General features: G+C 58.8%; 26 protein-coding genes. 17 read left to right on the top strand and 9 right to left on the bottom strand.

Annotation, left to right across the window (positions count from 1 at the left end):
- The first annotated feature begins 66 nt into the window (after positions 1-66).
- From CKW18_RS15580 to CKW18_RS15570, 3 genes are all read left to right on the top strand, one after another.
- The gene (locus CKW18_RS15580) at positions 67-2,028 is read left to right on the top strand and encodes an acetyl/propionyl/methylcrotonyl-CoA carboxylase subunit alpha (RefSeq protein WP_095189605.1); all 1,962 of its coding nucleotides are present in this window, start codon (positions 67-69) and stop codon (positions 2,026-2,028) included.
- Positions 2,029-2,086: 58 nt separating this feature from the next.
- Positions 2,087-2,629, top strand: coding sequence for an exonuclease domain-containing protein (locus tag CKW18_RS15575; RefSeq protein ID WP_095189604.1), 543 nt, complete (start codon positions 2,087-2,089; stop codon positions 2,627-2,629).
- A gap of 71 nt (positions 2,630-2,700) precedes the next feature.
- Complete coding sequence (locus CKW18_RS15570; RefSeq protein ID WP_095189603.1) at positions 2,701-2,985, top strand: pyrimidine/purine nucleoside phosphorylase; 285 nt, start codon at positions 2,701-2,703, stop codon at positions 2,983-2,985.
- 72 nt (positions 2,986-3,057) lie between these two features.
- On the opposite strand, the gene CKW18_RS15565 is transcribed toward CKW18_RS15570, so the two are convergent.
- Together CKW18_RS15565 and CKW18_RS15560 are read right to left on the bottom strand one after the other, a co-directional pair.
- On the bottom strand, positions 3,058-3,864 hold the full coding sequence (locus tag CKW18_RS15565; RefSeq protein ID WP_095189602.1) for an MOSC domain-containing protein: 807 nt from the start codon (positions 3,862-3,864) through the stop codon (positions 3,058-3,060).
- Between the two features lie 190 nt (positions 3,865-4,054).
- On the bottom strand, positions 4,055-4,990 hold the full coding sequence (locus CKW18_RS15560) for a chemotaxis protein CheV (RefSeq protein WP_064391361.1): 936 nt from the start codon (positions 4,988-4,990) through the stop codon (positions 4,055-4,057).
- Positions 4,991-5,444: 454 nt separating this feature from the next.
- On the opposite strand from CKW18_RS15560, the gene CKW18_RS15555 reads away from it, so the two are divergent.
- The 3 genes from CKW18_RS15555 to CKW18_RS15545 all read left to right on the top strand — a co-directional run bounded on the left by CKW18_RS15555 (position 5,445) and on the right by CKW18_RS15545 (position 7,954).
- Positions 5,445-5,915: a hypothetical protein gene (locus tag CKW18_RS15555; protein ID WP_095189601.1), complete on the top strand. Its 471-nt coding sequence runs from the start codon at positions 5,445-5,447 to the stop codon at positions 5,913-5,915.
- 489 nt (positions 5,916-6,404) lie between these two features.
- Entirely contained in the window at positions 6,405-7,298 is an 894-nt protein-coding gene (locus tag CKW18_RS15550; RefSeq protein ID WP_095189600.1) for a sensor histidine kinase, read from the top strand.
- The gene (locus CKW18_RS15545) at positions 7,295-7,954 is read left to right on the top strand and encodes a response regulator transcription factor (protein ID WP_095189599.1); all 660 of its coding nucleotides are present in this window, start codon (positions 7,295-7,297) and stop codon (positions 7,952-7,954) included. Before CKW18_RS15550 ends, CKW18_RS15545 begins: the two co-directional genes overlap by 4 nt.
- Here CKW18_RS15545 and yegS read toward each other — a convergent pair.
- Positions 7,938-8,855, bottom strand: a complete 918-nt coding sequence (gene yegS / locus CKW18_RS15540) for a lipid kinase YegS (protein ID WP_095189598.1) — start codon at positions 8,853-8,855, stop codon at positions 7,938-7,940. The genes CKW18_RS15545 and yegS overlap by 17 nt on opposite strands.
- 317 nt (positions 8,856-9,172) lie before the next feature.
- On the opposite strand from yegS, the gene CKW18_RS30590 reads away from it, so the two are divergent.
- The gene (locus tag CKW18_RS30590; protein WP_170947265.1) at positions 9,173-9,481 is read left to right on the top strand and encodes a hypothetical protein; all 309 of its coding nucleotides are present in this window, start codon (positions 9,173-9,175) and stop codon (positions 9,479-9,481) included.
- A gap of 60 nt (positions 9,482-9,541) precedes the next feature.
- Here CKW18_RS30590 and glp read toward each other — a convergent pair whose 3' ends face one another.
- Positions 9,542-10,768 (bottom strand): gephyrin-like molybdotransferase Glp, encoded by a 1,227-nt coding sequence (gene glp / locus CKW18_RS15530; RefSeq protein WP_095189596.1) that lies wholly within the window; start codon positions 10,766-10,768, stop codon positions 9,542-9,544.
- Positions 10,752-11,291, bottom strand: coding sequence for a molybdenum cofactor biosynthesis protein B (gene moaB / locus CKW18_RS15525; protein WP_095189595.1), 540 nt, complete (start codon positions 11,289-11,291; stop codon positions 10,752-10,754). Before moaB ends, glp begins: the two co-directional genes overlap by 17 nt.
- Positions 11,292-11,373: 82 nt before the next feature.
- Between moaB and mobA the strand changes: the two genes are divergently transcribed.
- Both mobA and CKW18_RS15515 read left to right on the top strand, forming a co-directional pair.
- The gene (gene mobA / locus CKW18_RS15520; protein WP_095189594.1) at positions 11,374-11,976 is read left to right on the top strand and encodes a molybdenum cofactor guanylyltransferase MobA; all 603 of its coding nucleotides are present in this window, start codon (positions 11,374-11,376) and stop codon (positions 11,974-11,976) included.
- 78 nt (positions 11,977-12,054) lie between these two features.
- A complete protein-coding gene (locus CKW18_RS15515) occupies positions 12,055-12,276 on the top strand; it encodes a YgdI/YgdR family lipoprotein (protein WP_008088233.1) in 222 nt (73 codons plus the stop codon).
- Positions 12,277-12,355: 79 nt separating this feature from the next.
- On the opposite strand, the gene CKW18_RS15510 is transcribed toward CKW18_RS15515, so the two are convergent.
- From CKW18_RS15510 to CKW18_RS15500, 3 genes are all read right to left on the bottom strand, one after another.
- The gene (locus CKW18_RS15510; RefSeq protein WP_095189593.1) at positions 12,356-13,246 is read right to left on the bottom strand and encodes a pseudouridine synthase; all 891 of its coding nucleotides are present in this window, start codon (positions 13,244-13,246) and stop codon (positions 12,356-12,358) included.
- Positions 13,247-13,317: 71 nt separating this feature from the next.
- Positions 13,318-13,635 (bottom strand): transcriptional regulator, encoded by a 318-nt coding sequence (locus CKW18_RS15505; RefSeq protein ID WP_095189592.1) that lies wholly within the window; start codon positions 13,633-13,635, stop codon positions 13,318-13,320.
- A 112-nt stretch (positions 13,636-13,747) separates the two neighbouring features.
- Positions 13,748-13,984 carry a glutaredoxin family protein gene (locus CKW18_RS15500; protein ID WP_095189591.1) on the bottom strand — a complete coding sequence of 79 codons (237 nt, stop codon included), beginning with the start codon at positions 13,982-13,984 and terminating at the stop codon, positions 13,748-13,750.
- Between the two features lie 207 nt (positions 13,985-14,191).
- On the opposite strand from CKW18_RS15500, the gene CKW18_RS15495 reads away from it, so the two are divergent.
- Complete coding sequence (locus CKW18_RS15495) at positions 14,192-15,904, top strand: monovalent cation:proton antiporter-2 (CPA2) family protein (RefSeq protein WP_095189590.1); 1,713 nt, start codon at positions 14,192-14,194, stop codon at positions 15,902-15,904.
- Here the strand turns inward: CKW18_RS15495 and CKW18_RS15490 are convergent.
- Positions 15,901-17,109 carry an ammonium transporter gene (locus CKW18_RS15490; RefSeq protein ID WP_095189645.1) on the bottom strand — a complete coding sequence of 403 codons (1,209 nt, stop codon included), beginning with the start codon at positions 17,107-17,109 and terminating at the stop codon, positions 15,901-15,903. The genes CKW18_RS15495 and CKW18_RS15490 overlap by 4 nt on opposite strands.
- A gap of 306 nt (positions 17,110-17,415) precedes the next feature.
- On the opposite strand from CKW18_RS15490, the gene CKW18_RS15485 reads away from it, so the two are divergent.
- From CKW18_RS15485 to CKW18_RS15455, 7 genes are all read left to right on the top strand, one after another.
- Positions 17,416-17,730, top strand: coding sequence for a YqjD family protein (locus tag CKW18_RS15485; RefSeq protein ID WP_025113166.1), 315 nt, complete (start codon positions 17,416-17,418; stop codon positions 17,728-17,730).
- A 2-nt stretch (positions 17,731-17,732) separates the two neighbouring features.
- Positions 17,733-18,119: a phage holin family protein gene (locus CKW18_RS15480; RefSeq protein ID WP_095189589.1), complete on the top strand. Its 387-nt coding sequence runs from the start codon at positions 17,733-17,735 to the stop codon at positions 18,117-18,119.
- On the top strand, positions 18,116-18,454 hold the full coding sequence (locus tag CKW18_RS15475) for a hypothetical protein (protein WP_095189588.1): 339 nt from the start codon (positions 18,116-18,118) through the stop codon (positions 18,452-18,454). The genes CKW18_RS15480 and CKW18_RS15475 overlap by 4 nt, the downstream gene beginning before the upstream one ends.
- 125 nt (positions 18,455-18,579) lie before the next feature.
- A complete protein-coding gene (locus tag CKW18_RS15470) occupies positions 18,580-19,743 on the top strand; it encodes an EAL domain-containing protein (RefSeq protein WP_095189587.1) in 1,164 nt (387 codons plus the stop codon).
- Between the two features lie 78 nt (positions 19,744-19,821).
- Positions 19,822-21,150: a deoxyguanosinetriphosphate triphosphohydrolase gene (locus CKW18_RS15465; RefSeq protein ID WP_095189586.1), complete on the top strand. Its 1,329-nt coding sequence runs from the start codon at positions 19,822-19,824 to the stop codon at positions 21,148-21,150.
- A 318-nt stretch (positions 21,151-21,468) separates the two neighbouring features.
- Positions 21,469-22,095 (top strand): response regulator transcription factor, encoded by a 627-nt coding sequence (locus CKW18_RS15460; protein ID WP_095189585.1) that lies wholly within the window; start codon positions 21,469-21,471, stop codon positions 22,093-22,095.
- An 8-nt stretch (positions 22,096-22,103) separates the two neighbouring features.
- Entirely contained in the window at positions 22,104-25,748 is a 3,645-nt protein-coding gene (locus CKW18_RS15455; protein ID WP_095189584.1) for a transporter substrate-binding domain-containing protein, read from the top strand.
- Positions 25,749-25,791 lie beyond the last annotated feature (43 nt).

Raw genomic sequence — 25,791 nt, 5'->3', positions numbered from 1 at the left:
GATGTGGGAGCGAGCCTGCTCGCGAAGAGGCCAGCACATACACCGCAACTTTTGAGGGAACAGCCCATGCCCGCCATGCACAAAATCCTGATTGCCAACCGCGGTGAAATCGCCTGCCGCCTCCAGCGCACCGCCCAGACCCTGGGCTACCGCACCGTCGCCGTGTTCAGCGACGCCGACGCCGATGCACTGCACGTACAAATGGCCGATCAAGCCGTGCGCATCGGCCCGGCGCCGGTGCAGCAGTCCTACCTGAACATCCCCGCGATTCTCGACGCCGCCCGCCGCAGCGGTGCCGATGCGATCCACCCCGGCTATGGTTTTCTCTCGGAAAACGCCGGGTTCGCCCGCGCCTGCGAACAGGCCGGTCTGATTTTCATCGGCCCGAGCGCCGAGGCGATTGAACTGATGGGCAGCAAACGCCTGTCGAAACTCGCCATGCTCGACGCCGGTGTCCCGTGTATCGCAGGCTTCCAAGGCGCAGAGCAGGACGACGTGACACTGCTGCGTGAAGCCGAGCGCATCGGCTATCCGCTGATGATCAAGGCCAGCGCTGGCGGCGGCGGGCGCGGCATGCGCCTGGTGCACGACGCGTCTGAACTGCCAGCGCAACTGCGAACGGCCCGCTCAGAAGCCCTGAACGGATTTGGCAGCGACGAATTGATCCTCGAACAAGCACTGATCGAACCGCGACATGTTGAAGTGCAACTGTTTGGCGATCACCACGGCAATCTGATCTACCTCGGCGAGCGCGACTGCTCGATCCAGCGTCGCCATCAGAAAGTCATTGAAGAGGCGCCCTGCCCGGTCATGACTGCCGAGTTACGCCAGGCCATGGGCGAAGCGGCGCTCAAAGCCGGGCGCGCAGTCAATTATGTTGGCGCCGGCACTGTTGAGTTTCTGCTCGACGCGCGCGGGCAGTTCTACTTTCTGGAGATGAATACCCGCCTGCAAGTGGAGCACCCGGTGACCGAGTTGATCACCGGCCTTGATCTGGTCGCGTGGCAGTTATCGATCGCCGAGGGGCAGCCTCTGCCATTGACACAGGAGCAAGTTGTGCTCAATGGCCATGCCATGGAAGTGCGCCTCTACGCCGAAGATCCGGCGCAGGATTTTCTCCCGCAAACCGGGCGCATCGAAGCATGGGAACCGGCCCTGCAACAGGGTGCGCGAATCGATCATGGGCTGTGCGAAGGGCAATCGGTCAGTCCGTTCTACGACCCGATGCTCGGCAAACTGATTGCCCACGGCGCCACCCGAGAAGAGGCGCGACGCAAACTGCTGCGTGCGGTGCAGGACACTGTTCTGCTTGGCGTACAAAGCAATCAGCGACTACTCGAAAGTCTGCTGCAACATCCCCAATTCATCAGTGGCGAATTCAGCACCGGGTTCATCCCCCAGCATTTCAACGATCATCCAAGCCTGCACACGTACACGCCAAGTGCCGAGGAACTGGCCATCGCCGCTGTGCTGTTCTACCAGGCGTGCGCTCGACAGCACCGGCCCCCCTTGAGCCATTGGCGCAACAACGCCAGCGTCCCGCTGCACTATCGACTGGGGCTGGATGAGCAAAACTGGAACCTGCAACTGCACAAACTCCCGGATAACCTGATTCAGGTGAAAACCGCCGAACGCAGCCTCGAACTGACACTCATCGAACACAGCGCGACCTCGCTCACGCTGGAGATCGACGGCCTGCGCCAACGCCACGCCTATCGCCTCGACGCCGGGCACCTCTGGCTGTTCACTCACCCCGGCAGCCTACGCCTGGAGGATCGAACTCATGCGGTGATCGGCAGTCAGACCAGCGTCAGCTCCGGCACCTTGAAGGCGCCGATGGACGGTGCCATCGTCGACGTGCTGGTCAGCGAAGGCAGTCCAGTCAGCAAAGGTCAGTTGCTGGTCGTGCTGGAGGCAATGAAAATGGAGCACCCGCTCAAGGCTGGCATCGACGGCGTACTCAAGCGGGTGCAGGTCAAAGTCGGCGATCAGGTAAAAAATCGTCAGGTTCTGTTGCAGGTCGAGTGAGTCGCCAGGATTTGACTACGCTCTGATCTATCAGGACGCGGAAATCAGGAACCCTGCGATGCCCCACTGGCTGGTCATAGATCTGGAAGCCACCACCGATGAGGGTGGCTGGCCGGTCACAGAGATGGAAATTATCGAGATCGGCGCCACGCTGGTCGACCGTGCCGGGCGCGAACAGGATTACTTCCAACGCTTCGTCAAACCGACGCGGCGGCCGTTGCTCACGCCCTTCTGTCGCGAGCTCACGCACATCACCCAGGCCAATATCGACACAGCGCAACCCTTGACGGACGTCTGGCCAGCCTTCGAGCGCTGGCTCGGCCAGCATCAGACACGCCTCGAAGGCTGGGCCAGTTGGGGCGATTACGATCGCAAACAGTTACTGCAGGAATGGCAGCGGCTGCAACTCGACAGCGTGTTGAGTCGGGTGCCACACATGAACCTCAAGCAACGCTTCGCCAAAGCCCGGCGCCTGGAGCGGCCGCTGGGGCTCAACGGCGCGTTGCAACTGGCCGGCATGCAGTTCAGCGGCCAGCAACATCGGGCGCTGGAAGATGCGCGCAACACTGCGCGATTGCTACCGCTGGTTCTGCCGCTTTAGGGGCGTGACGGCGCTAAACGCCTTGTGCATACTGGCCGCCCCACTTTTTAGCCCTTTTCGAGGAATCGCCCATGTTTAAAGTCAACGAGTACTTCGACGGCACCGTCAAGTCGATCGCCTTTGGCACCGCTGAGGGTCCGGCGACCATCGGCGTCATGGCCCCGGGCGAATACGAATTCGGCACTGCCCAGCGTGAAATCATGCACGTGGTATCCGGTGCTCTGACCGTCAAACTGCCGGACAGCAGCGACTGGGAAACCTTCGTCGCCGGCAGCCAGTTCAACGTACCGGCCAACAGCAAGTTCCAGCTGAAAGTCGCGGTCGACACCGCTTACCTGTGCGAGTACCGCGGTTAATCCGCGGCTTTCGCAGCACAATAAAAAATGCCCGTGTTTAAAAACACGGGCATTTTTTGCCTCGTTAACGGGTTACTCGAGAATCTCCACCGGCATCCCGACCACAAGTCGACCATTGCTGTCATTCACCAGATTCTGCCCGAACATCGCACCATCAGCCTGCGCACGCGTCTTTTGCAGCGTGGCCAGCGGTTCGCGATCAGCACTGCGCTCGCCGGTATGCGGGTCGATGGTGGTGAGTATGCAACGCGAGCAAGACTTGACCACGCGGAACTCGACCTCGCCGATACGAATGCGTTTCCAGCTGTCTTCGGCATACGCGTCACTGCCTTCGATGACCAGATTCGGTCGAAAGCGCAGCATTTCCAGCGGCCGTCCAACCTGTTGCGACAAGTGTTGCAGCGATGCTTCACCGATCAACAACAATGGAAAACCATCAGCGAAGGCAACCTGGTCGTCGTCCTTGCCGAAACCTGCCTGGGTCATCCGCGCGCGATCCAGCGGCACTTGCACCAGACGGGTCGGCTTACCGATGAAGTCGCTGACCCATTTCGCCGCCTCCTCGCCAGCATCCGGCACCCGCAAGGTGTCACGCCAAATGGTCACGCCACGCAGTTCGGCGTCATTGCCCGGCAAGGCGATTTCGATCGACGCGTGTTCGGGCGCGCTCAGGACCAGTCCGCCGTGCGCATTCCACAGTGCCGACAACTGGCTCATCCTCGCCTCGGCGCGCTGAGTCAGGAAACGGCCGCTGGCTTCGTCCACGAGCATCCAGCGTCGATCGCCATCAAGGCCCAGCTTGTCCAGGCCGATTTCTTGCAGAACCTCGCCCTTGCCGGATTTCAACGGGTAACGATAAAGCGCGCTCAGACGCAGCATGGCCAACTCCCTGGTGGGCAAAAAAGGCCACCCTATACGAGCTTGATTGGCGAATCAAAGGCTGAGTCTGGATACTGCACGACACTGCAGGAGCTGCGGCACGCTGCGATCTTTTGATTTTGATCTTAAAGATCAAAAGATCGCAGCCTCGTTTCACTCCACAGCGCCTACACAAGCGTTGGTGTTGTGATCAGGCCGGCACTTCGTCGAGCATCAGACGCTGACGCACAACGTCGACGAGCTTGTCCGGCTGGAATTTGGAGAGGAAGTTATCGCAGCCGACCTTCTTCACCATCGAGTCGTTGAAACTGCCGGACAGCGAAGTGTGCAGCACCACATAAAGACCCCGCAGACGCGGATCGTTACGAATTTCGGTGGTCAGACGGTAGCCGTCCATTTCCGGCATTTCCGCGTCGGTGAAGATCATCAGCAGTTTGTCGGTCATGTTCACGCCGGTGTCAGCCCAGGCCTTGAGCATGTTCAGCGCCTTCAGACCATCGCTGGCGATGTGCATTTTCACGCCGAGCTGGCCGAGGGTGTCGCGCAATTGCGAGAGGGCCACGTTGGAGTCGTCCACCAACAGCACTTCGCGGCCGCGGGCTCGCTCCAGCACCGGATCATCGAGCTTTTCGCGCGATACCTTGGCGTTGTACGGGACGATTTCGGCGAGCACTTTCTCGACGTCGATGATTTCCACCAACTGATCGTCGACCTTACTGATCGCCGTCAGGTAATGCTGACGTCCGGCGCTGGTCGGCGGCGGCAGAATGGCTTCCCAGTTCATGTTGACGATGCGGTCAACGCCGCCGACCAGGAAGGCCTGCACCGAACGGTTGTACTCAGTGACAATGATGGTGCTGTTGGGGCCCGGCACCAGCGGACGCATGCCGATGGCTTGGGACAAGTCGATCACCGGCAGGGTTTGCCCACGCAAGTTGACCACGCCGCAGACAAACGGGTGCCGCTGGGGCATCAGGGTCAACTTCGGCAGTTGCAGGACTTCCTGAACCTTGAACACGTTAATCGCGAACAATTGGCGCCCGGCCAGTCGAAACATGAGAATTTCCAGGCGATTCTCACCCACCAGTTGCGTGCGTTGGTCTACCGTGTCGAGAATGCCGGCCATCAATGACTCCTGGGCTTGTTCTGATGAATTCACTAACAGGGCTTATCGGCTGACAATGACGAATCTTGATCCCTGTAAAAATCACCATCAAAATGCCATAACCACCCATTGATGTCATATTAACATCATGCTTTACTGGCGCTGCGGATTTCATCTGCTACCTTTTTCTGCAGCGCGACCTCGGTTTGCGCCACAGGTTCCCGCGCCTAAGGGATTCCCCTAGTCACAATCAGGCCCAACCTGATGTTCGCAATATCCAATAGCCATTAATGTGACGCCATTCTCATTGCATGAACGGAGTCAGGCTGTTGTGTGTGATCGCAGTTCAGTGGAAACACATCCTCTTGAAACCCAAAACCTGTGCTCTTGCAGCTCAGGGCGCGATCTCTCGTCGGTTCATGATCGTCGGCACGCACGGCATTCCCTCATCAGACATGACGCGTTGGAGATAAGCATGCCGATCGATCGTAAAGACTGGGCACAACGCTTCCCCGAATTTCTTGTCGAGGCTGAAACGCTCCTGGCCAAGTCCGAAGAATGCCTCAGTCACTTGCAGTTGATCAGCAACGACAAGGACGCCATCGACTGCATGCTCACCAGCCTCCTCAAGCTCGCCAGCAGGGCCGAAGCCTTGGCACTTGAGGCGGTTTGCGAGTTCTCCCTGCACATCCACAGCCTGCTCAACCACGCACCGGACTACGTCGACTTGCACGCTCAGGCGCTGGAGGCATTGCAGGACTGTTTCACGTTGATGGCTTGGCAGATTGAGCTGGTTGATCACACCACGGGGCAATTGAGCCTCGATAGCAGCGAGCAGAACGCCCTGATCGAGGCCTTCGCGTTTCAAGTCAGTCAGCGTCAGTTTCAACCCGCAGCTTCCAGCAAGTCCCTGCCGATCGCATCCTGGTCGGAGCGCCAGGCCTGAATCGACGTGTTTATTGCATCGCCAGGGTGCATAAACCATGGAACTGGATGTCGCATTTGAGTAGCCGCATACCTGCAAGCGACAATTCCAATTAAATACTCACACAAACAAAACGCGGATTTTTCTCGCCGGCCTAAGGGTTTGCCTGTGTGCAACAACCCGACTTCAGGCAATATCGATATTCATCAAAGACAATAAAACGGCTGTTCTGCTTTATGGAACCCGCGTCCAGCAAGGCGTATTTCCTGACTCACTGGATATATATAGTGAGCGCGACCAACGGTATCTTAAGTGGTATTATGCCGCCCGCTAGTTGCCTTCATTAATGGCACCGTGATCTCAGTGACAGATCGCCAGCGAAGTTGGCGATTGACTATCGCTGACCGCACAGCGTTGAAATCAATAACATAATTGACAGCATTTTCAGACAGAGACCTGCCAGCCTCCGGACGGTCTACCCGCAGCGAACATCCATTGGCTCCATCCGTTATGTACGCCAGCCTCAAGTCACTCACTACATGGCCACCTTCCCGGGAAAACGCACGCCGGTTCACACTCATCCTGTGCGTCGTCGCAGCACTTGGCAGCCTGCTGACCTATGGTCTGTCTGCGCCACTTAGCCTGGGGCTGCTGCTGGTCAACATCGCTGCCACCGGGTGTGTCTGGGTGCAATATCGCTTATCACGCAAATCCATCAAGTTCCAGCCTCAGGAACTTGCTGACCGCTTGCTCGAAGTCCAGGAAAACGAACGCCACCGACTCAGCCGTGAACTGCACGATGACATAGGCCAGTTGCTGACGGCCGCCAAACTGCAAAGCGAATGGTTGAAAAGGCGTTTGCCGGAAGATTTGCAAGCGCAATGCTCCACACTCTGCGAAACGCTCGAAGAAACCTTGAACAAGGTCCGCGACGTTTCCGCCATTCTCAACCCGCGCCAATTGACCAGCCTTGGCCTGGAAGCCAGCCTGCGTGCACATTTGCTCAAGACACTGGCCAATACTTCAGTGCACTGGAGCCTCGATTGCCAGCAGCGCCTCAATGGCATTCCAGAAGAAATGGCGGTCGCCGCCTTTCGCATCGCCCAGGAGGCGGTCACCAATATCCTGCGCCATGCACAGGCGCGTAATCTGCTGATCCGCGTACAACGTCTACCGCAAGGCCTGACATTGCTAATCAGCGATGACGGGCTGGGATTCGCTCCGGCTGCCGATCCGGGACGCGAAGGACAACGGGGCATGGCCGGGATGGCCGAACGGATCGAACAACTGGGCGGCACTTTGCTGGTCACCAGCGAACCGGGCAAAGGCACACAAATCGAAGCACTTTTCCCCTGGGCGCCCCGTGCACTCGAGCGGGCCAGTACGAATAAGGTTATGCGTTGACTTGTAACTTACTTCTGGTGGATGACCACTCGCTGATCAGGGCCGGCGTGCGCGCTCTGGTACTGGATATTCCCGGCTACGCGGTAATCGGCGAGGCCAGCGATGGCTCGCAGTTGCTCGAAATGGTCGAGCATCTGAACCCCGATATCGTGCTGCTGGATATTTCCATGAAGGAAACCGGCGGTCTGGAAGCCCTGCAACGGCTCAAGCGGGTACGTCCGCAGAGCAAGGTGCTGATCCTGTCGATGCACACAGACCCGGCGCTGATCATGCAGGCGCTGGAGTCTGGTGCCCATGGCTATCTGCTCAAGGACACCACCGCCACCGAACTTGAGCACGCGCTGGAAGCCTTACGCAACAATGAGCGTTATCTGAGCCCGGCGATCGCTCACACGGTGATCAACCAGGCCCTGATCCGCAACCAGAAGCAGCAGCCCGAAGTTGCCGACTCGCACAATCTGACGGCGCGCCAGCTGGAAATCCTGCGCCTGATCGTGCGTGGCAAATCCACCCGGGAAATCGCCAATGGTCTGGGTTTGAGCATCAAAACAGTCGAGACCCACCGCTCGCAGATCATGAAGCGTCTGCAGATCTACGATGTGGCAGGCCTGGTGCTGTTTGCGGTACGTGAGCAGATCATCAGTCTTGATGATTGACAGATGGCCTGCCGCTCAACAGTGGTGAGTTCGGCGGCAGGTGCACCTCTATCGCCGCTGAACGCGCCTCGAAGCGCATGCTTTCGCCCTCCAGCGGCTCGCCGTCAAGGTTGATGTACAGGCCCTCTGCGACCTTGATCTCGACCCACGGCAACCGGGCTCGGACAAACATGTTGTCGATCCCGAAGCCGTCGCTGAGCAGATTCTTCAGCGTGCCTACCAGCTCCTGCGGTGCCGGCAAGATACTGATGTCCAGGAGGCCGTCATCCACCAGCGCATTCGGACACAACACATGCCCTCCCCCGGCCTGGCGACCGTTACCGATGCCCAGCGCCAGCAGTTCCCCACACCAGTGGAAATCCGGCCCCTGCAACTCGCCATAGGCAGCATGCAATTCGCTGAAGCGGGATAGACCGGTAAACAGATAAGCCGCGCCGCCGAGGACTTTTTTCAGGTCCTCCGAGGTATTGGCCGTGACCTGACTGCCAAAGCCACCCGTGGCCATATTGAGAAAGATCTGCCCGCCCACCTCACCCAAGTCGATGGCAGAGGGCGGTGTATCCAGCAACGCCAAAGCCTCGGCGGGCTCCAGCGGAACACCCGCCGCGCGGGAAAAATCGTTGGCCGTGCCCAGCGGCAACAGCACCAGACTCGCTTTACGCGGGTGCCTGGCCAGCGCTTCGGCAATGTCACGCAAGGTGCCATCGCCGCCCCCGGCGATGATTCGCGTGAAGCCCTGCGCCAACGCTTCCTCCACCAGACGCTGGGCGTCCCCCGCCTCCCAGGTCAGCCTTACCGCCAACTCCCAGCCCTGCTCGCGCTTGCTTTCGACGGCAGCACGCACCGCTTCGTTGAGTGCCTGCTTGCCGTGCAGAATCAACAGCGCCCTGTGTTCACTCATAACGGTCACTCTCGCATTGAATGGGTATGAAACATCTTGACCATTACAGCTCAGAAAAAAGCCGCAAGAATCACAATTAATTCAAGCAGCTGGCTCGCTCGTCCTACAGGGCGGTATTTTTTCTTACAAAACAAGAGGAATCGGCTTAATTGACCTGACTATGCCAGTGGTTCACCGTGTGCCGGCGATATTGATCGCCAATCTGACAACACACAAGGATGTGAATGTAATGAGTGGATACACCTTCACGGTGCTCGACAGATCGAATGAGGGCTTCGGCCGCAAGTGTGGAATTGAACCAGCAGGCGGATGTTTTCATGCGAAGCCCTGAAGCCAGAAAACCAGTGAGTCCGGTAGCGCCTGTCGCCGAAGGTCGAGCCGCACCGAAAAATGATTTCAGACACAGCGCCAAAGCCACTGGAGAAATAGATATGGAACCGCGTTTCGCCGAGCTGGAAACCCACCTCAAGTACATTCGCCGGGATATGGACGAAGTCAGGACTGACGTCAAATCGATCAAGCACCGACTTGCCTATTCGGCAGGAGCTGCCGCCGTGGCTATGGGTCTGCTGGGATGGGTGGCCAACAGCCGGTTTGATCAGCTTGTCACACTGATCGGCCATTGATTGCCTTGAGTGCAGGGGCGGCTGTCATCAACCGCCGCCTGCGCTCTCCAGGCAAACTGCTCAGCCCAGCAGATCACTCAGCGGGATGAAGTTCACCAACTCTCCGGCCTCAAGCGTTTGCCCCTCCAGAACCTCTACCAGCCCGTCGGCCCAGGCGGCACTGCGCAGGACACCTGAACTTTGATTGCGGTAAATGATTGCCTGCCCTTGCTCCAGGCGTGCGCGCAAATATTCGCGTCTGTTACCGGCTTGAGGCCACGCGAAGCCGGCAGGCACAGGGAATTTCAACGGTTCAAGATCAGTGACGCCCTGGCGGCGCAGCAGATAGGGGCGGGCCAGCAGGGCGAAGGTCACCAGAGTCGACGCCGGATTGCCGGGCAAACCAATCACCGGCACACCGCGAAAGTGACCTACCGTCAACGGTTTCCCGGGTTTGATCGCCAGCTTCCACAGTGCGAGTTCACCCTCTTCGCGTAAGGCGATCCCGAGAAAGTCAGCTTCGCCGACAGAAACGCCACCCGTGGAAAGGATCAGGTCAACATCCTGCAACTCTCCCAGCCGTTCGCGGGTAATGGCCAGGTCATCGGGAAGAATCCCGGCATCGACCACGTCGCAACCGAGCCGTTGCAACCAGTTGCACAGCACGACTCGATTGCTGTTATAGATCTGCCCGGGCCCCAGGGTCTGGCCCGGCTCGACCAGTTCATCGCCGGTGGAAATCACCGCTACGCGAACCTTGCGCACTACATTCAGCCCGGCGCAGCCCAACGATGCGGACAACCCCAACTCAATCGGGCCAAGCCGGGTCCCGGCCTGCAGAATCAACTCGCCGACGGTGGTTTCCTGGCCTTGCGCGCGGATGTTCTGTCCAACTGAAATGGCCTCTATGAAGCGCACGCGGCCATCGGCCTGGACCTCGGCGTTTTCCTGCATTTCTACACAGTCGGCACCGGAAGGCACGGGGGCCCCGGTGAAAATCCGCGCACACGTACCGGGTTTCAAAGGCTCGGGAGCCTGCCCGGCGAAGACTTTTTGAGTGACCGGCATCGGCTCACCGGTCCAGTCGGCCAGATGCAAGGCATAGCCATCCATTGCGCTGTTGGGCCAGGGTGGCAGATCGAGGGTCGAGATCAGATCATCAGCCAGCACCCGCCCTTGCGCCTGCGCCAGCGACAAATATTCATGCTCGACAATCGGCGATGCCTCAGCCATTTCCATCAGCCGCGCCAATGCTGCTTCAACAGGCATCAAGCTGCCGGTCTTGCCCGGCTTACCCACGGGATTCACAAGGCGCCGCCTGTTTCAGATGAGCCACGAAATTGCACGGACGGTGCCGAACATCCAGTTGCTCAGCCAGAATGCCATCCCAACCGGTGCGCACCGCATTGGTCGAACCCGGCAAGCAGCACACCAGCGTGCCATTGGCCAGACCGGCCAGCGCACGCGATTGCACGGTCGAGGTACCAATATCGGCGACCGAGATCTGACGGAACAACTCACCAAACCCGTCGACCTGTTTGTCGAGCAGGCAGGCGACAGCTTCCGGCGTACTGTCGCGACCGGTGAAACCGGTACCGCCGGTGATCAGCACGACCTGTACGACATCGTCGGCGATCCAGTTGGCGACTTGCGCGCGGATTTTGTAAAGGTCATCTTTAAGCAGCACCCGCTCTGCCAGACGGTGGCCGGCGGCCGTCAAGCGATCGACAAAGACCTGACCTGAAGTGTCGGTTTCGAAGGTTCGGGTATCACTGACAGTCAGTACCGCAATATTAAGCGGCACGAAAGGTACATCAGCCTTGGCTTTCATAGGCTCGTCCAGTTGTAGGAGAAACAGCTGGGTGTTATATCACAGCGCCTGATTATTTCGCCGCCCCTCAGGAGAAGCTGCCATGACCTCGATAACGCAACTGCCGCCCTGCTCCATCCTGCTTCTGGCAGGCGGACGCGGTCAACGCATGGGTGGTCAGGACAAAGGCCTGGTGGAGTGGCTGGGCGAGCCGCTGATTGCGCATTTACAACGCAAGACTCGTCCATTGACCGATGACTTGATCATCTCGTGTAATCGCAATCGCGAGCGCTATGCGCCCTTCGCCGATCAGTTGGTGGTGGACGATGAAGGCGACTTTCCCGGGCCGTTGGCGGGGATTCGCGCTGGCCTGAAAGCCGCGCGCCATTCGCACCTGCTGGTATTGCCATGCGATGTCCCGCGTGTCGATGAGGCGCTATTGCACACCATGCGTGAAACCGCCAATCAGCATCCTGACAAACCTTTAATGTTGCGCCACGACGAGCATTGGGAACCTTTGCTGTGCGTGATTCCGGTGGCCCTCCTGCCAGCATTCGAAACCGCCTGGAACGCTGGCGAACGCAGCCCTGGCCGGGTGATGCGCGAGCTCGGCGCCAAGGCCTTGCAGTGCCCTGACAACGACCCGCGACTGGCCAACCTCAACACCCCGGACCTGTTACATTCGCACAACACTGTGTCAGACTGACAGCCTTCAAGGAACTCTCACGCCTTGTATACGTCTCAAGCTCAGTAACCAAAAGATATTCCATTCGGAGACACACTCATGACTCAACGGACCCTCGCCACTCTCATGCTCGCACTGGGCCTGGCAACCCTCGCCGGTTGCTCCTCGCCGACAGTGATCACCTTGAATGATGGTCGCGAAATCCAGGCCGTCGACACCCCGAAATACGATGATGATTCGGGCTTCTACGAGTTCAAACAGCTGGACGGCAAAGAAACCCGCATCAACAAAGATCAGGTTCGCACTGTTAAAGAGCTGTAAGCTCCAGGTCGACACCCGATACAAGAAAGCCCGCATTCATGCGGGCTTTTTCATGGGCGCTCGAAAACACGCCTGGCGATCACCATTGCAAGGTAATACGACTTTCGAACTCGCGCTCTTCGCCTGTTACCGGGTCGGTAAACCGCAGCCCTTGGGCCAATAGCTTCAGCGGCCTGGCATAGTCATCGACGACGTCTTTCAACGCATCCGGATAGAACGGGTCATTGCAGATACTGGCGCCCAACGCGGTCATGTGCACGCGCAATTGATGCTTCTTGCCAGTCACCGGGAACAGAGCATAGCGCCACAGATCGCCGTACTTCTCACGAACCTCCACTGCCGTTTCGGTGTTGCTGACCCCCGGTGCTTCCTGCATCCGGAAAAACGGCTCGCCATCCACCAGACGGCTTTTGTGAACCAACGGAAAAGTCAGATCGGGCAAGGCTGGAGCAATCGCTTCGTAGCGTTTTTCGATTTGCCGCGTCGGGAACAACGACTGATAAGCGGAACGGGTTTGGGGGTTGGCCGAGAAGATCACCAGACCCGCCGTATGCCGATCGATCCGGTGCAAAGGCACCAGATGCGGATTGTCCAGACGGCGGATCAATCGGCGCAGCAGCGTTTGTTCGACATACTCGCCGGCAGGCGTCACCGGCAGAAAATGCGGTTTGTCGGCCACTACCAAGTGCTCGTCCGCATAGAGAATCGACTCGACCACCGGAATCGGCTTCTCGTCCGGCACCTCGCGAAAGTAATGAATGCGCAGACCTTCCCTGTAGGGCAAGTCCACCGGGATCGGCTGGCCGTTGCCGTCCAGCACCCGCCCCCGAGCAATCCGATCCAGCCATTGCTCGCGCCCGATGGCACTGAAGTGCTCGCACAGGCAATCGAGGACAGTCGACCAGGTACCCGGCGGCAGATATAGGGTACTGGCCTGATTCTGTGCAGCAGAAAATGTTGACGTGGACATACGAAAATACAAACCCTCAAGGCAGGCCGGCATTATCCAACACTGAGGGGAACGAACCTAGTGCCCAATGCTCAGGCTGGAATCGACTTGAGTGCCGCGGCCTCGGTGAACTCCTTGAGCCAGCGCAGCACATCGACGGCCTCCCAGCGCCCCGGATCATACAAGGCATAAAGCAAGCCCTGATAACCGACCACGTCCAGTTGCCTGTGATAACCGGCGCGCTGAAACAAAGCTTCGATCTCGGCAAAGCAGGTGTTGAAATGCAGCTTGTTGAAGGGTGTCTTGCCTTCCGTGACCAGCCCGTCCAGGCGCAACTCGAGGACGGCCTCGCGCACCACGTCAACCGACATCCGGTTCACGCTGTTTTTCAACTGTTCGACATTGACCACGGTTTCGTCCCTCTCACGCAATTACTGTATGAACATACAGTAACCGAATAAGCCGGAAAGTGCCAAGCAATGGATGACGGGTGGCGACCGGTGGGACGAAGCAAAAAAACGGTTAGCGAAGTAACGCCACGACCTGATCGGCACTGAACGGCCAGCCCAGTTCCGCCCCGGTGTCAACTCGGCGCAGCACCGGAATGCGCAAACTGTAAGCCTCGAACCATGACTCGTCGTCAGCGATATCCACCAGCTCGACCAATAGCCCGCGCTCGACAAACTCCATCAACATGGCTTCGGCGACTTCACAGAGATGACACCCCAAGGTGCCGAACAGCTGACATTCAGGAAGCATGATTGCTCAACCAAAAATTAGTGCGTCTATTCTAGGCCGCACCTGAAAACCCGTCGAGCCACCCCGCCCAAAGGCTTTAAAGCCAACGACTGCGGCTCACGCACAAAACCCTGACACACATCAGTTCACAGAAATGCCGATCAGGCGATGCTCCCGCGCTTTTTGCCTCTACGCTTGAGAAGCCAGAGCCTGACATTGGAGTGCCTTGTGTTTGCCAACCTGCTGATCATCCTTGCGTCGTCCCTCGTGATGATTGCCCTGTTCCGTCGTCTGCGCCTGCCACCGGTATTGGGTTACCTGTGCGTAGGACTGCTGGTCGGGCCAACGGCATTCAACTGGGTCAACGAGAGTGAACACCTGCCCGACGTGGCTGAGCTGGGAGTTGTGTTCCTGCTGTTTTCCCTGGGCCTGGAGTTTTCCCTGTCGAAAATGATCGCGCTGCGCAAAGTGGTGTTTCGCCTGGGCAGTCAGCAAGTGCTGATCAGCACGGCGTTGCTCGGTCTGCTGCTGATGTTGCTGGGGATGCCGCTGACCCCGGCGCTATTGCTCGGCGCCGGCCTTTCATTGTCGTCGACGGCTATTGTCACCAAGGAACTGAGCAGCCTGGGTGAGGTGTTCAGCAGTCACGGTCAGAACGCCGTCGGTGTCTTGCTGTTTCAGGACGTGGTCGCCGTTCTGTTGCTGACCCTTGTGCCGGTGTTTGCGGGGAGTAGCGATCAGGCCTGGTACTGGGCGCTGCCACTGACCCTGACGAAAACCATAGTGCTGTTCTTCGGTCTGCTGCTGGCCAGTCGCTGGTTGTTGCCACGCCTGTTCCACGAAGTAGCCGCCTCGCGCTCGGCAGAGTTGTTCGTGCTGCTGGCGCTGGTCATTGTGCTGCTGACCGCCTGGCTGACTCATCTGCTGGGGCTGTCCCCTGCCCTCGGCGCATTTTTGGCCGGCATGCTCCTCGGCGAAAGCCATTACCGACACCAGATCGAAGCCGACATCCGCCCCTTTCGCGACATTCTGCTCGGGGTGTTTTTCGTCAGCATCGGCATGCTGATCGACCTGCAACTGTTCATCAGCCACAGTCTGTTGATCGTTGGCCTGACCGTCGGCCTGATGCTGATCAAGGGTATCGTCGTGGCCTTGCTGGTGAAATGGCGGGGTAACGACAATGAGACCGCCTGGCGCAGCGGCCTCGCCCTGGCGCAGGGCGGTGAATTCTGCTTTGCCTTGATGGCGCAGATGCAGCAAAACCAGATGCTGCCGGCTGAACTCGGTGCACTTCTGCTCGCAGCGACCTTTTGTTCGATGCTGCTGACCCCTCTGCTGCTACGCGCGGCACCGCGAATAGCCGCCGCTTTGCATCGCAAACCCAATCAGGAAGCACAGATCGAAAAGATCAGCGCACTGAACGCCGAACTCGACAAGCATGTGGTGATATGCGGCTACGGCCGCGTCGGGCAATCCATCGGCCGCTTCATGCGCAATGCGAATCAGCCTTTCATTGCACTGGACAACGACCCGGTACGGATCCAGGAGGCGGCCCTTGGCGAAAGTGAGGTCCATTACGGCGACTCTTCACGTGGCGACTTGCTGACGGCCGTCGGACTGCTGCGCGCAAGGTTGCTGGTGATCGCCGTCGATCAAACCGACGTCGCCCTGCGCGTCCTCAGGGAAGCACGTCGACTCAATAATCAGGTGCCGATTCTGGTGCGCACCCGCGACGACAGCCAACTGGCGGAACTCAAAGCCGCCGGCGCCACCGAAGTGGTACCGGAGCTGTTGGAGTCAAGCCTGATGCTCGCCTCCCACGCCTTGATCATGCTCGGTTTTGCGGCGCGCCAGGTGCAGGAAAAAGTCGACCAGGTACGCAGTGACCGTTATCGCCTGCTGCATGGCTTTTATCCCGGCGCCGAAGATGAGGAGACTTAATCCTGACTCACTGCGCCGATCTTGTGCAGCGCCAGATCAGCGCCGTAATACTCTTGTTCCTGACTCAGGCGCAGCCCGTGCAGCGCCTTGATCACGCCGTACACGACAAAGCCGCCCACCAGCGCCACCACCACACCGAGTGCAGTGCCAATCAACTGACTGATCAGACTGACGCCCCCCAGGCCGCCGAGCGCCGTATGGCCGAAAATCCCACAGGCAATCCCACCCCACACACCGCACAAACCGTGCAATGGCCAGACACCCAAGACATCGTCGATACGCCATTTCACCTGTGCGGCCGTGAAGCACCAGACAAACAGCGCCCCGGCAATAGCCCCCGTCACCAGTGCACCGACCGGATGCATCAGGTCCGAACCCGCACAGATCGCCACCAATCCGGCCAATGGCCCGTTATGCAGAAACCCCGGGTCATTGCGCCCGACGATCAACGCCGCCATCGTGCCACCGACCATCGCCATCAACGAATTGACGGCGACCAGACCGCTGACACCTTGCAAGGTTTGCGCACTCATCACGTTGAATCCGAACCAGCCGACAATCAGAATCCACGAGCCCAACGCCAGAAACGGAATGCTCGACGGCGCAAACGCGACCAGACGACCATCGCGATAGCGCCCGTGACGTGGACCCAGCAGCAAAACCGCCGCCAACGCCAGCCAGCCCCCCATGGCGTGCACCACCACGGAACCGGCGAAATCGTGGAACGCCGCGCCGAAACTCGCCGCCAGCCAGGCTTGCAGGCCGTAGTTGCCATTCCAGATCATGCCTTCGAAAAACGGGTAGATGAACGCGACAATCAGCGCCGTCGCGCACAACTGCGGAACGAAGCGCGCGCGCTCGGCGATACCGCCGGAAATGATCGCCGGGATAGCAGCAGCAAAGGTCAGCAAGAAGAAAAACTTCACCAGCCCATAACCGTGATCAGCATTCAGCACTGCCGCCGGTTGCATGAAGGTGACACCGTAAGAGATCCAATAGCCTATAAAGAAATAGGCCAGCGTCGACACCGCGAAATCACTGAGAATTTTCGACAGCGCGTTAACCTGGTTTTTCTGCCGCACCGTACCGACTTCCAGAAAAGCGAAGCCGGCATGCATCGCCAGAACCATGACCGCGCCGATCAGTATGAACAACGTATTGGAGCTGTGAACCAGCGTGTCCACAGCGCTTTGCAGATTTTCCATGGAGGGCAGACCTGAAGGCTGAAAAAAGGCACCAAAGCGGTTCATGCGAACAATTCATGCACCAAGTTGCGACCCGGCAGTCACGGATATGCCTGTCCGATGAACCGCTTTGGCGCACAAGGTTGATGTCCTGACACGAACCGGGATTATTTGAGTTAAGGTTTTCCCGGCGCGCTGCCCGACAACAACGCACACTCGCCGGACAACGCACCACGACGTAGCAAAAGCTGTACCAGTCATTTGTACTGAACCTTCACACAAGGCTCATACTCGAACGCTTCAGACGCCACTTACGGAGATCCACCCATGGCCAGCATCAAGGCAAAGACTGCTCAAGAAATCCTCATGAACGACTTCCAGACCCTGGTCGCCGACACCGAACGGTTGCTCGAGCACACCGCCACCCTGGCCGGCGACCAGGCCGATGAACTGCGTGAGCAAATCCACGACAGCCTGCTGCGTGCGCGCGAAACCCTGAAGCTGACCGAAGACACTTTGCGTGATCGTGGCCAGGCTGCAGTGACCGCCACCGAAGACTATGTATCGGCCAACCCGTGGCAGTCGGTTGGCATCGCTGCCGGCGTAGGCTTTCTGATTGGCCTGCTGGCCACTCGGCGCTGATTATGTCGATCGGCGAATCCGGCCCGATTCCGGGCACCCGTTCCTCTACGCGGCGCCTGGGCGCCGCCGTCCTTGGTCTGCTGCACAGTCATGTCGAATTGTTCGGCATCGAATTGCAGGAGCAGAAAGCCCGCACTGTCAGCCTGCTGTTGTTTGCAGGACTGGCGTTGGTGTTCGCGCTGCTGTTGCTGGTCGGCCTGTCGACTTTGGTGCTGATTGTGTTCTGGGACACTTATCGCCTGCCTGCGATCATCGGCCTGTGTGTGTTCTATACGCTGGCAGCTGCCTTCTGCGGGTTGCGCCTCAAGGCTGCGGTCTTCGATGAATCCTCGCCCTTCCACGGCACCCTGGAAGAATTGGCCAATGATCGGGAGCGCCTGCTGCCATGAGCCTGCCTGAACTTCCACACAACAGCTCACGCCGGGAAATGCGCAAGGCGCTGATCCGTCTGCGCATGGAAATGCACCGACAGGAAATTCGCCATGAGGCCGGGCAAGTGCTGCAACCCCTGCAGCGAATGCGCGGCATGACGCAGAACCTGCAGGGCGGATTCGGCATCAAACACGCGCCGTTGTGGGGCGTGGCCGCCGTGACGCTGCTGGGCTTTATCACCGGCAAAGGCGCGAAAAGCGGCGGTACCGGTGGTTTGACCCGCCTGATTCGCCTCGGCACCAGCCTCGGTCCATTGATCAAACTGGTCATGCAAAGCTCGGGCAAACGCTGAGTCACTGCAGCTGGCTGCATTCTTGCAATAGCGTCGGGATGAACCTCTTTTACCCAGAGGTTCAGTCCTGAATGCCTATCCGGTCGACAGGGTTCCATCAGAACAAGAACAACTAAGGAGGCCCCGTGATCGACGGGCAACCGCTCGCCTGCTTTCAGCCTTTTATCGATACCGCCACGGGACGTATTGCCGGCGTCGAAGCATTGGGCCGCTTGCGTCAGGCCAATGGTCAACTGGCCTCGGTCGGGCCGCTGTTCGCTGACCCGCGCACCCCAGCCATCGCCCTGCGCCGCCTTGATCGGCAGATCCGTGACAACGCCTTGAGCCGTCTGCATGAAGCCCCTGCCGAGTGGTTTCTCAGCCTGAACATGTCGCCGCGCTGGATCAGTCGCCTGCGCCCTGACCAAGCCCTGCCCAGCCTCAAACAACTGGCGCGACACGGTGTCGATCCGCAACGCATCGTTTTCGAAATCACTGAACTGGGCGGCAACAGTCAACGCCTGACGGAAGTGGTTGCGCGATATCGCCAGGCGGGTGCACGCATCGCCATTGACGATTTTGGCGCCGGCTACTCGCAGCTTGATCGGGTACTGGCGTTGCAGCCGGACATTCTCAAACTCGACATGCGCCTGTTTCAGGCCGCAGCCCTTGGCGGGCCGAGCTGTGACGTGGTCAAGGCATTGGCGCAGATGGCAGAGAAAACCGGCTGCTGGATCATCGCCGAAGGGGTCGAGACCGAGGCCCAACTGAATTTCGCTCTGGAATGCGGAGCGCGTTATGTCCAGGGGTTTCTGTTCGCTCGGGCGCAGGCAGCGTTCTACTCCACAGACGCGTTTGTGCCGCGTTTTGCCGAACTGCGCCAACGCTATGTGCAACAGAAACTGGCCGAGCGCGGGCGATTGATGCAGATGCGCCAGCAACTCAGCGCATTGATGGCGATCCTGCAGACCTGGGCTCAAGCCCATGCGCCGCTCAGCGCCTTGCCACAACTGGATGCCTTTCCGTGGTTGCTGCGGTTTTATCAGTGCGACCGCCAAGGCACACAGCTCACCCCCAACCTTGAATGGCGCCACAACGGCTGGGTCGCCGACAACCGTTATCTGGGCCACAACTGGTCATGGCGTCCGTACTTCTACCATCTGCTCGCCGAAGGCTGGGAGGAGCGGCGCCTGACGCTGTCCAACACTTACCGCGATGCCACCAGCAATCAATATTGTCTGACGGCCGGGCAGTTTTTCGACAATGGTGAACGCCTGCTGTTGATCGATATTGACGCTGCCGGCCTGTAGTTACGCTTGCAGCCTGGAGTCCGAACCGGGAAGCTAGGAGAACGCCCCCCCACAGTCATCAGACGGAGAGAACCAGCCTTGGATTGGCAGACCCTGCTCAACCGCGAACGCCTCGGAAAGCCGCTGCACAGCCCGCAAGAACTTGGCCGCAGCCCGTTCCACAAAGACCATGACCGCATCATCTTCTCCGGAGCCTTCCGCCGCCTGGGCCGCAAGACTCAGGTGCACCCGGTGTCGAGCAACGACCACATTCACACGCGCCTGACCCACTCTCTGGAAGTCAGCTGCGTGGGTCGGTCGCTGGGCATGCGGGTCGGTGAAACCTTGCGCAGCGCCCTGCCTGAATGGTGCGACCCCAGCGATCTGGGCATGGTCGTGCAGTCGGCCTGCCTGGCCCACGACATCGGCAATCCGCCGTTCGGGCACTCCGGCGAAGACGCGATTCGCCACTGGTTTCAACAGGCCGCCGGACGCGGCTGGCTAGACGCCATGAGCGACGCCGAACGCGGCGACTTCCTGAATTTCGAAGGTAATGCCCAAGGCTTTCGGGTACTGACACAGTTGGAGTATCACCAGTTCGATGGCGGCACGCGCCTGACCTACGCGACCTTGGGCACGTACTTGAAATACCCGTGGACTGCACGTCACGCAGATTCCCTCGGTTACAAGAAACACAAGTTCGGCTGCTATCAGAGCGAACTGCCGCTGCTGGAGCAGATCGCCCACAAGCTTGGCCTGCCGCAATTGGAAGAACAGCGCTGGGCGCGGCATCCTCTGGTGTATCTGATGGAGGCCGCCGACGATATCTGCTACGCGCTGATCGATCTGGAAGATGGCCTGGAGATGGAGTTGCTGGACTACGCCGAAGTCGAGTCGCTGCTACTCGGCCTGGTCGGTGATGATCTTCCGGAAACCTATCGCCAGCTCGGCCCGCAGGATTCGCGCCGGCGCAAACTGGCGATTCTGCGCGGCAAAGCCATTGAGCATCTGACCAACGCTGCCGCACGCGCCTTTGTCGAGCAACAGGACGCGTTGCTCGCAGGTACCTTGCCCGGCGACCTGGTGGAACACATGCACGGTCCGGCCAAGCGTTGCGTGCTGAACGCCAAGGACATTGCCCGCAAGAAGATCTTTCAGGATAAACGCAAAACGTTGCATGAAATCGGCGCCTACACCACGCTGGAAATTCTCCTCAACGCGTTCTGCGGTGCAGCACTGGAACAACACAACGGCCGTACGCCGTCGTTCAAGAGCCGCAGGATCCTCGATCTGCTGGGCAATAATGCGCCTGACCCGCACGGCCCGCTGCACGCTTCATTTCTGCGCATGATCGACTTCATCGCGGGCATGACCGACAGCTATGCCAGCGACATGGCACTGGAAATGACCGGGCGTTCCCATCATTGAACGGCGACGCTCGACCGGCCCCGTCCAGGCCGGTCGAGCCTGGCCTTTTATCGCCATGCATGAAAATCGATTAAACATCGCAACTTTTAAACAAAACACGACATGAATCTTCATCGGCAACTTGCAGATAACTTTCATCACATCAATCAACAAATAAAGTGTTCTCTACTTACGCACAGCCCAGTTCAGTGGTAGGGCCAATCTTCTTTACTTGTAGGACTTTTCCTATATAGCCACTAGAGCCATGTCAGTCCATGCGACCACTCAGTCAACTGAGCTAAGGTGCGCGCTTTATCCGCGCTCGTATGGGATTTGATTATGAACTCCGTTTTTATTGTCGACGACCACCCGGTCATCCGTCTTGCCGTTCGAATGTTGCTGGAGCATGAAGGTTATAAGGTTGTCGGCGAAACCGATAATGGGGTCGATGCCATGCAGATGGTTCGCGAATGCATGCCCGACCTCGTCATCCTTGACGTCAGCATCCCCAAGCTCGACGGCCTCGAAGTCCTCGCCCGGTTCAACGCCATGGGTTCACCGCTGAAGATCCTGATCCTCACGGCGCAATGCCCGACGCTGTTCGGCATCCGCTGCATGCAATCGGGCGCCTCGGGTTATGTGTGCAAACAAGAGGATCTGAGTGAACTGGTCAGTGCGATCAAGGCTGTTCTATCCGGTTACAACTACTTTCCCAGCCAGGCACTGAATCCGGTACGCAGTGATGATGTGCGCTATGCCGAACTTGAATTATTCAAGGCCGTCAATGATCGCGAGCTGATGGTATTGCAACTCTTTGCCCAGGGACGCACTAACAAGGAAATTGCCAAAGGCATGTTTCTAAGCAACAAAACGGTCAGTACCTACAAAAAACGCCTGATGCAAAAACTCAAAGCCAAGTCCCTTGTAGAACTTATCGAGATGGCCAAACGTAACGCACTCGTGTGAGAGCCAACATGCCCAGTCGATTGATGGACTACCTGATTGTTTTGAGTGCTTGCCTGTGCCTGAGTATTCCAGTGTTTGCCGCGCCCTCGGCGTCCCCCGACTACGCGTTGCTCAGTCGATCGGCGAACGAGTCGATACCGGTGGTATTCGATCTGCCGCAACAACAGTGGCTGCTGACCCGTAATGAATTGATACTGGGCACCTCGACACCTGATTACCCGCCCTTCGACATGACGGTCAGCGGTCGCGATTACGAAGGATTGACGGCCGACTATGCGGGGTTGCTCAGTCAGGCCACAGGCTTGCCGATTCGGGTCAAACGCTTTACTTCACGGGATGCCGCGATCCGGGCGTTGCTTGATGGGCAAGTCGATCTGCTCGGCACGGCGAACGGCTTCGAAGCCGCCAATGCCAACCTCGCCCTCTCCGAACCCTATGCCGTCGACCAGCCGGTGCTGGTCACCCGCGAAGGCGAAACCCGCACCCTCAGCGAGGGCCTGGCCGGACTGCGCCTGAGCATGGTCTATCACTACCTGCCGCTGGCCGAAATCAAGGCGCTTTACCCCAAGGCACTGATCACCTGTTATCCCTCGTATCAGAACGCAATCAACGCGGTGGCGTTCGACCAGGCCGACGTGTTCCTTGGCGATACCCTGTCCACGCATTACATGATCAACAAGGGCTACCTCAATAACGTGCGCATGGCCAATTTCGGCAAACAGGAAGCTCAGGGATTCGGCTTCGCCGTGCGACGCAACAACGCGCAATTGCTGGGCATCATCGATACCGTACTCAAGGCAGTGCCACGCAGCGAACGTGACAACATCGCCAAACGCTGGAGCGCCGGCAGCGACCTGCTGCTGACGGATCAAAAACTGCAGTTGAGCCCAAAGGAAGCACAATGGCTCAAACAACATCCCGTGGTCAGCGTAGTGGTGAACGAGGCCTTCGCGCCGCTGACCTTCTTTGACGGCGACGGTAATTTTCGCGGAATCAGCGCCGACCTGCTGGAACTGATCCGCCTGCGAACCGGCCTGCGCTTCGAGGTCAGGCGCAGTCGTAACGATGCCGAGATGATCCAGCAGATCGACAGCCATCAGGCTGATCTGATCGCAGCCTTGCTGCCGACCACCCAACGCGAACAGACGTTGATCTTCAGTCGTCCGTATCTGGAGAACTCCTATGTCCTGCTGACCCGCAAGAGCGCAGACAGCCCCTCGCATCTGGGTCAGCTCAAGAGCAAACAGGTGGCGATTGCTCAGGGCAACCCGATGGTCGAGTACCTGCGCCGCGAGTTTCCGCGCATCCATCTGATCGAAACTCAGGACACCTTCAGCGCCGTCGCCATGCTTGCCGAAGGCCGGGTCGACGGCGCGGTGAATTCGCTGGTGATCGCCAACTACTTCATCTCATCGCGCATTTTCGAGCGCCCGCTACAGATCACTACCACCCTCGGTACCGGTCAGGCCGCTTTCTCGTTAGCGACCGCAAAGGACAACACCGAGCTGGCGTCGATCATCAACAAAGCACTGCTGAGCATTGCCCCCGAAGAGCTGGGCGTGATCAATGGCCGTTGGCGCGGTTACTCGACCGCCTCGCAAAGTACTTGGCACAACTACCAACGCCTGTTCTATCAAGTGATGCTCGGCGCTTGCCTGGTTCTGTCGGTGTTACTGGCGTGGAACGCCTACATGCGCCACCAGATCATTCAGCGCAAGACCGCCGAACGGGCCTTGAGCGATCAGTTCGAGTTCATGCGCTCGCTGGTCAACGGTACGCCGCACCCGATTTACGTACGTGACCGAGCGGGATTACTGCAAAGCTGCAACGACAGTTACCTGGAGGTATTCAACGCCCGGCGTGAAGAAGTGATAGGCAAGAGTGTGATGGAGGGCACCCTGAGCAACGCTTTCGAGGCCCGCGCCTTTCACGCCGATTATCAACGGGTCGTCGCTGAAGGCGAGCCGCTGCTACTCGACCGGCCGCTGCACATCGGCAATCAGCGCCTGACGATTTATCACTGGATCCTGCCCTACCGCGACTCCAGCGGCGACGTCCAGGGCATCATCGGCGGCTGGATCGACATCAGCGAGCGTCGCCAGCTGATGGACGATCTGCGTGCCGCCAAAGATCAGGCGGTCGATGCCAATCGGGCCAAAAGCACCTTTCTCGCCACAATGAGCCATGAGATCCGAACGCCCATGAATGCCGTGATCGGCATGCTAGAACTGACGCTCAGGCGCATCGACCCGCAGCACCCCGATCGTTCATCGATCGACACCGCCTACCACTCAGCCAAGGACCTGTTGGGGCTGATCGGCGACATTCTCGACATCGCCCGCATCGAATCCGGACGTCTGAGCCTGAGCCCCGAGCGTGTCAACCTGATCGCCACCGTCAGCTCGGTGGTGCGTATTTTCGACGGTCTGGCCCGGCAGAAAAACCTGTCCCTGTTGTTGACGGTCAATCCGCCAGAGCTGTCCGTCGATGTGCAACTTGACCCGCTGCGTTTCAAGCAGGTGCTGTCGAACCTCATCAGCAATGCCATCAAATTCACCGAATCAGGGCATGTGCGCATCACCCTCGACCTGATCACCGGCGGCGATCAGGCACACTCACTGATCCAGCTGACCGTACAGGACAGCGGTGTCGGCATCAGCGCCGAGGATCAACAGCGCCTGTTCGAACCCTTTGCCCAGGCTGACAACGGTACCCAGCGCAGCCGCAGCGGCGCCGGACTGGGGCTGGTCATCAGCCGCAGCCTGTGCCAGATGATGGGCGGACAGCTGCAACTGAGCAGTCAACTGGGCATCGGTACCCGGGTGATCATTTCCCTGCCCATCGAAACCTTGCCGGCGGAAACGGCGCCGCAAAAAGTCGCGCCGGCGATACCGCCCCACTCATTGCCCCTGAACGTTCTGGTGGTGGACGATCATCCTGCCAATCGTCTGCTGATGTGTCAGCAACTGGAGTTTCTCGGCCATCACTTCAGCGTTGCGCAGGACGGTTGCAGTGGCTTCGAACGATGGAAAAACGGGCAATTCGACCTGGTGATCGCCGACTGCAACATGCCGCTGATGAACGGTTACGAATTGACCCGTGCCATTCGTCAGCACGAGAAACAGTTGCAGCAACCACCGTGCACCGTGCTGGGGTTCACCGCCAACGCCTTGCCGGAAGAGATTCAACGCTGCAAACAGGCGGGGATGAACGATTGCCTGTTCAAGCCGCTGAGCCTGAGTGTCCTGAGCCAATGGGTCAGCGGCATTTGCCCGTCGATCCCGAGCCAGACATTCAACTTTGACGGTTTGAGTGTGTTGACAGGAGGCAGTCCGGCTCAGGCGCTGCGGCTGATGACCGAGTTGCTCAACAGTAATCGCCTCGATCGTCAGGAGTTGCTGGGATTGTCGCCGGATACCGATCATCAGGCGCTGGCACTCCTCGCCCATAAAATCAAAGGTGCGGCACGCATCGCTCAGGCAAGGCAACTCATCACCTGCTGCGATGCACTGGAGCAGGCTTGCCAGCAGACATTGCCAGCCGAGGAGATCCGTCGACGACGCGAAGCCAGCAATCTGGCGATGCTCGATCTGGAGCAGGCGCTGCAGCAACAACTGCTGCTGACCGAACAAAGCAGAATGAGCGGGGCTTAACTATGCTTGGCGCTGAGCAGTGAGTTAACCATCATGGAGAACC

The sequence above is a fragment of the Pseudomonas sp. Irchel 3E19 genome, assembly GCF_900187585.1.
In the GTDB taxonomy this organism is placed as follows: Bacteria; Pseudomonadota; Gammaproteobacteria; order Pseudomonadales; family Pseudomonadaceae; genus Aquipseudomonas; species Aquipseudomonas baetica.
The sequence above is the reverse complement of the archived record's forward strand: the minus strand, read 5'-3'. Positions and strand labels throughout refer to the sequence as shown.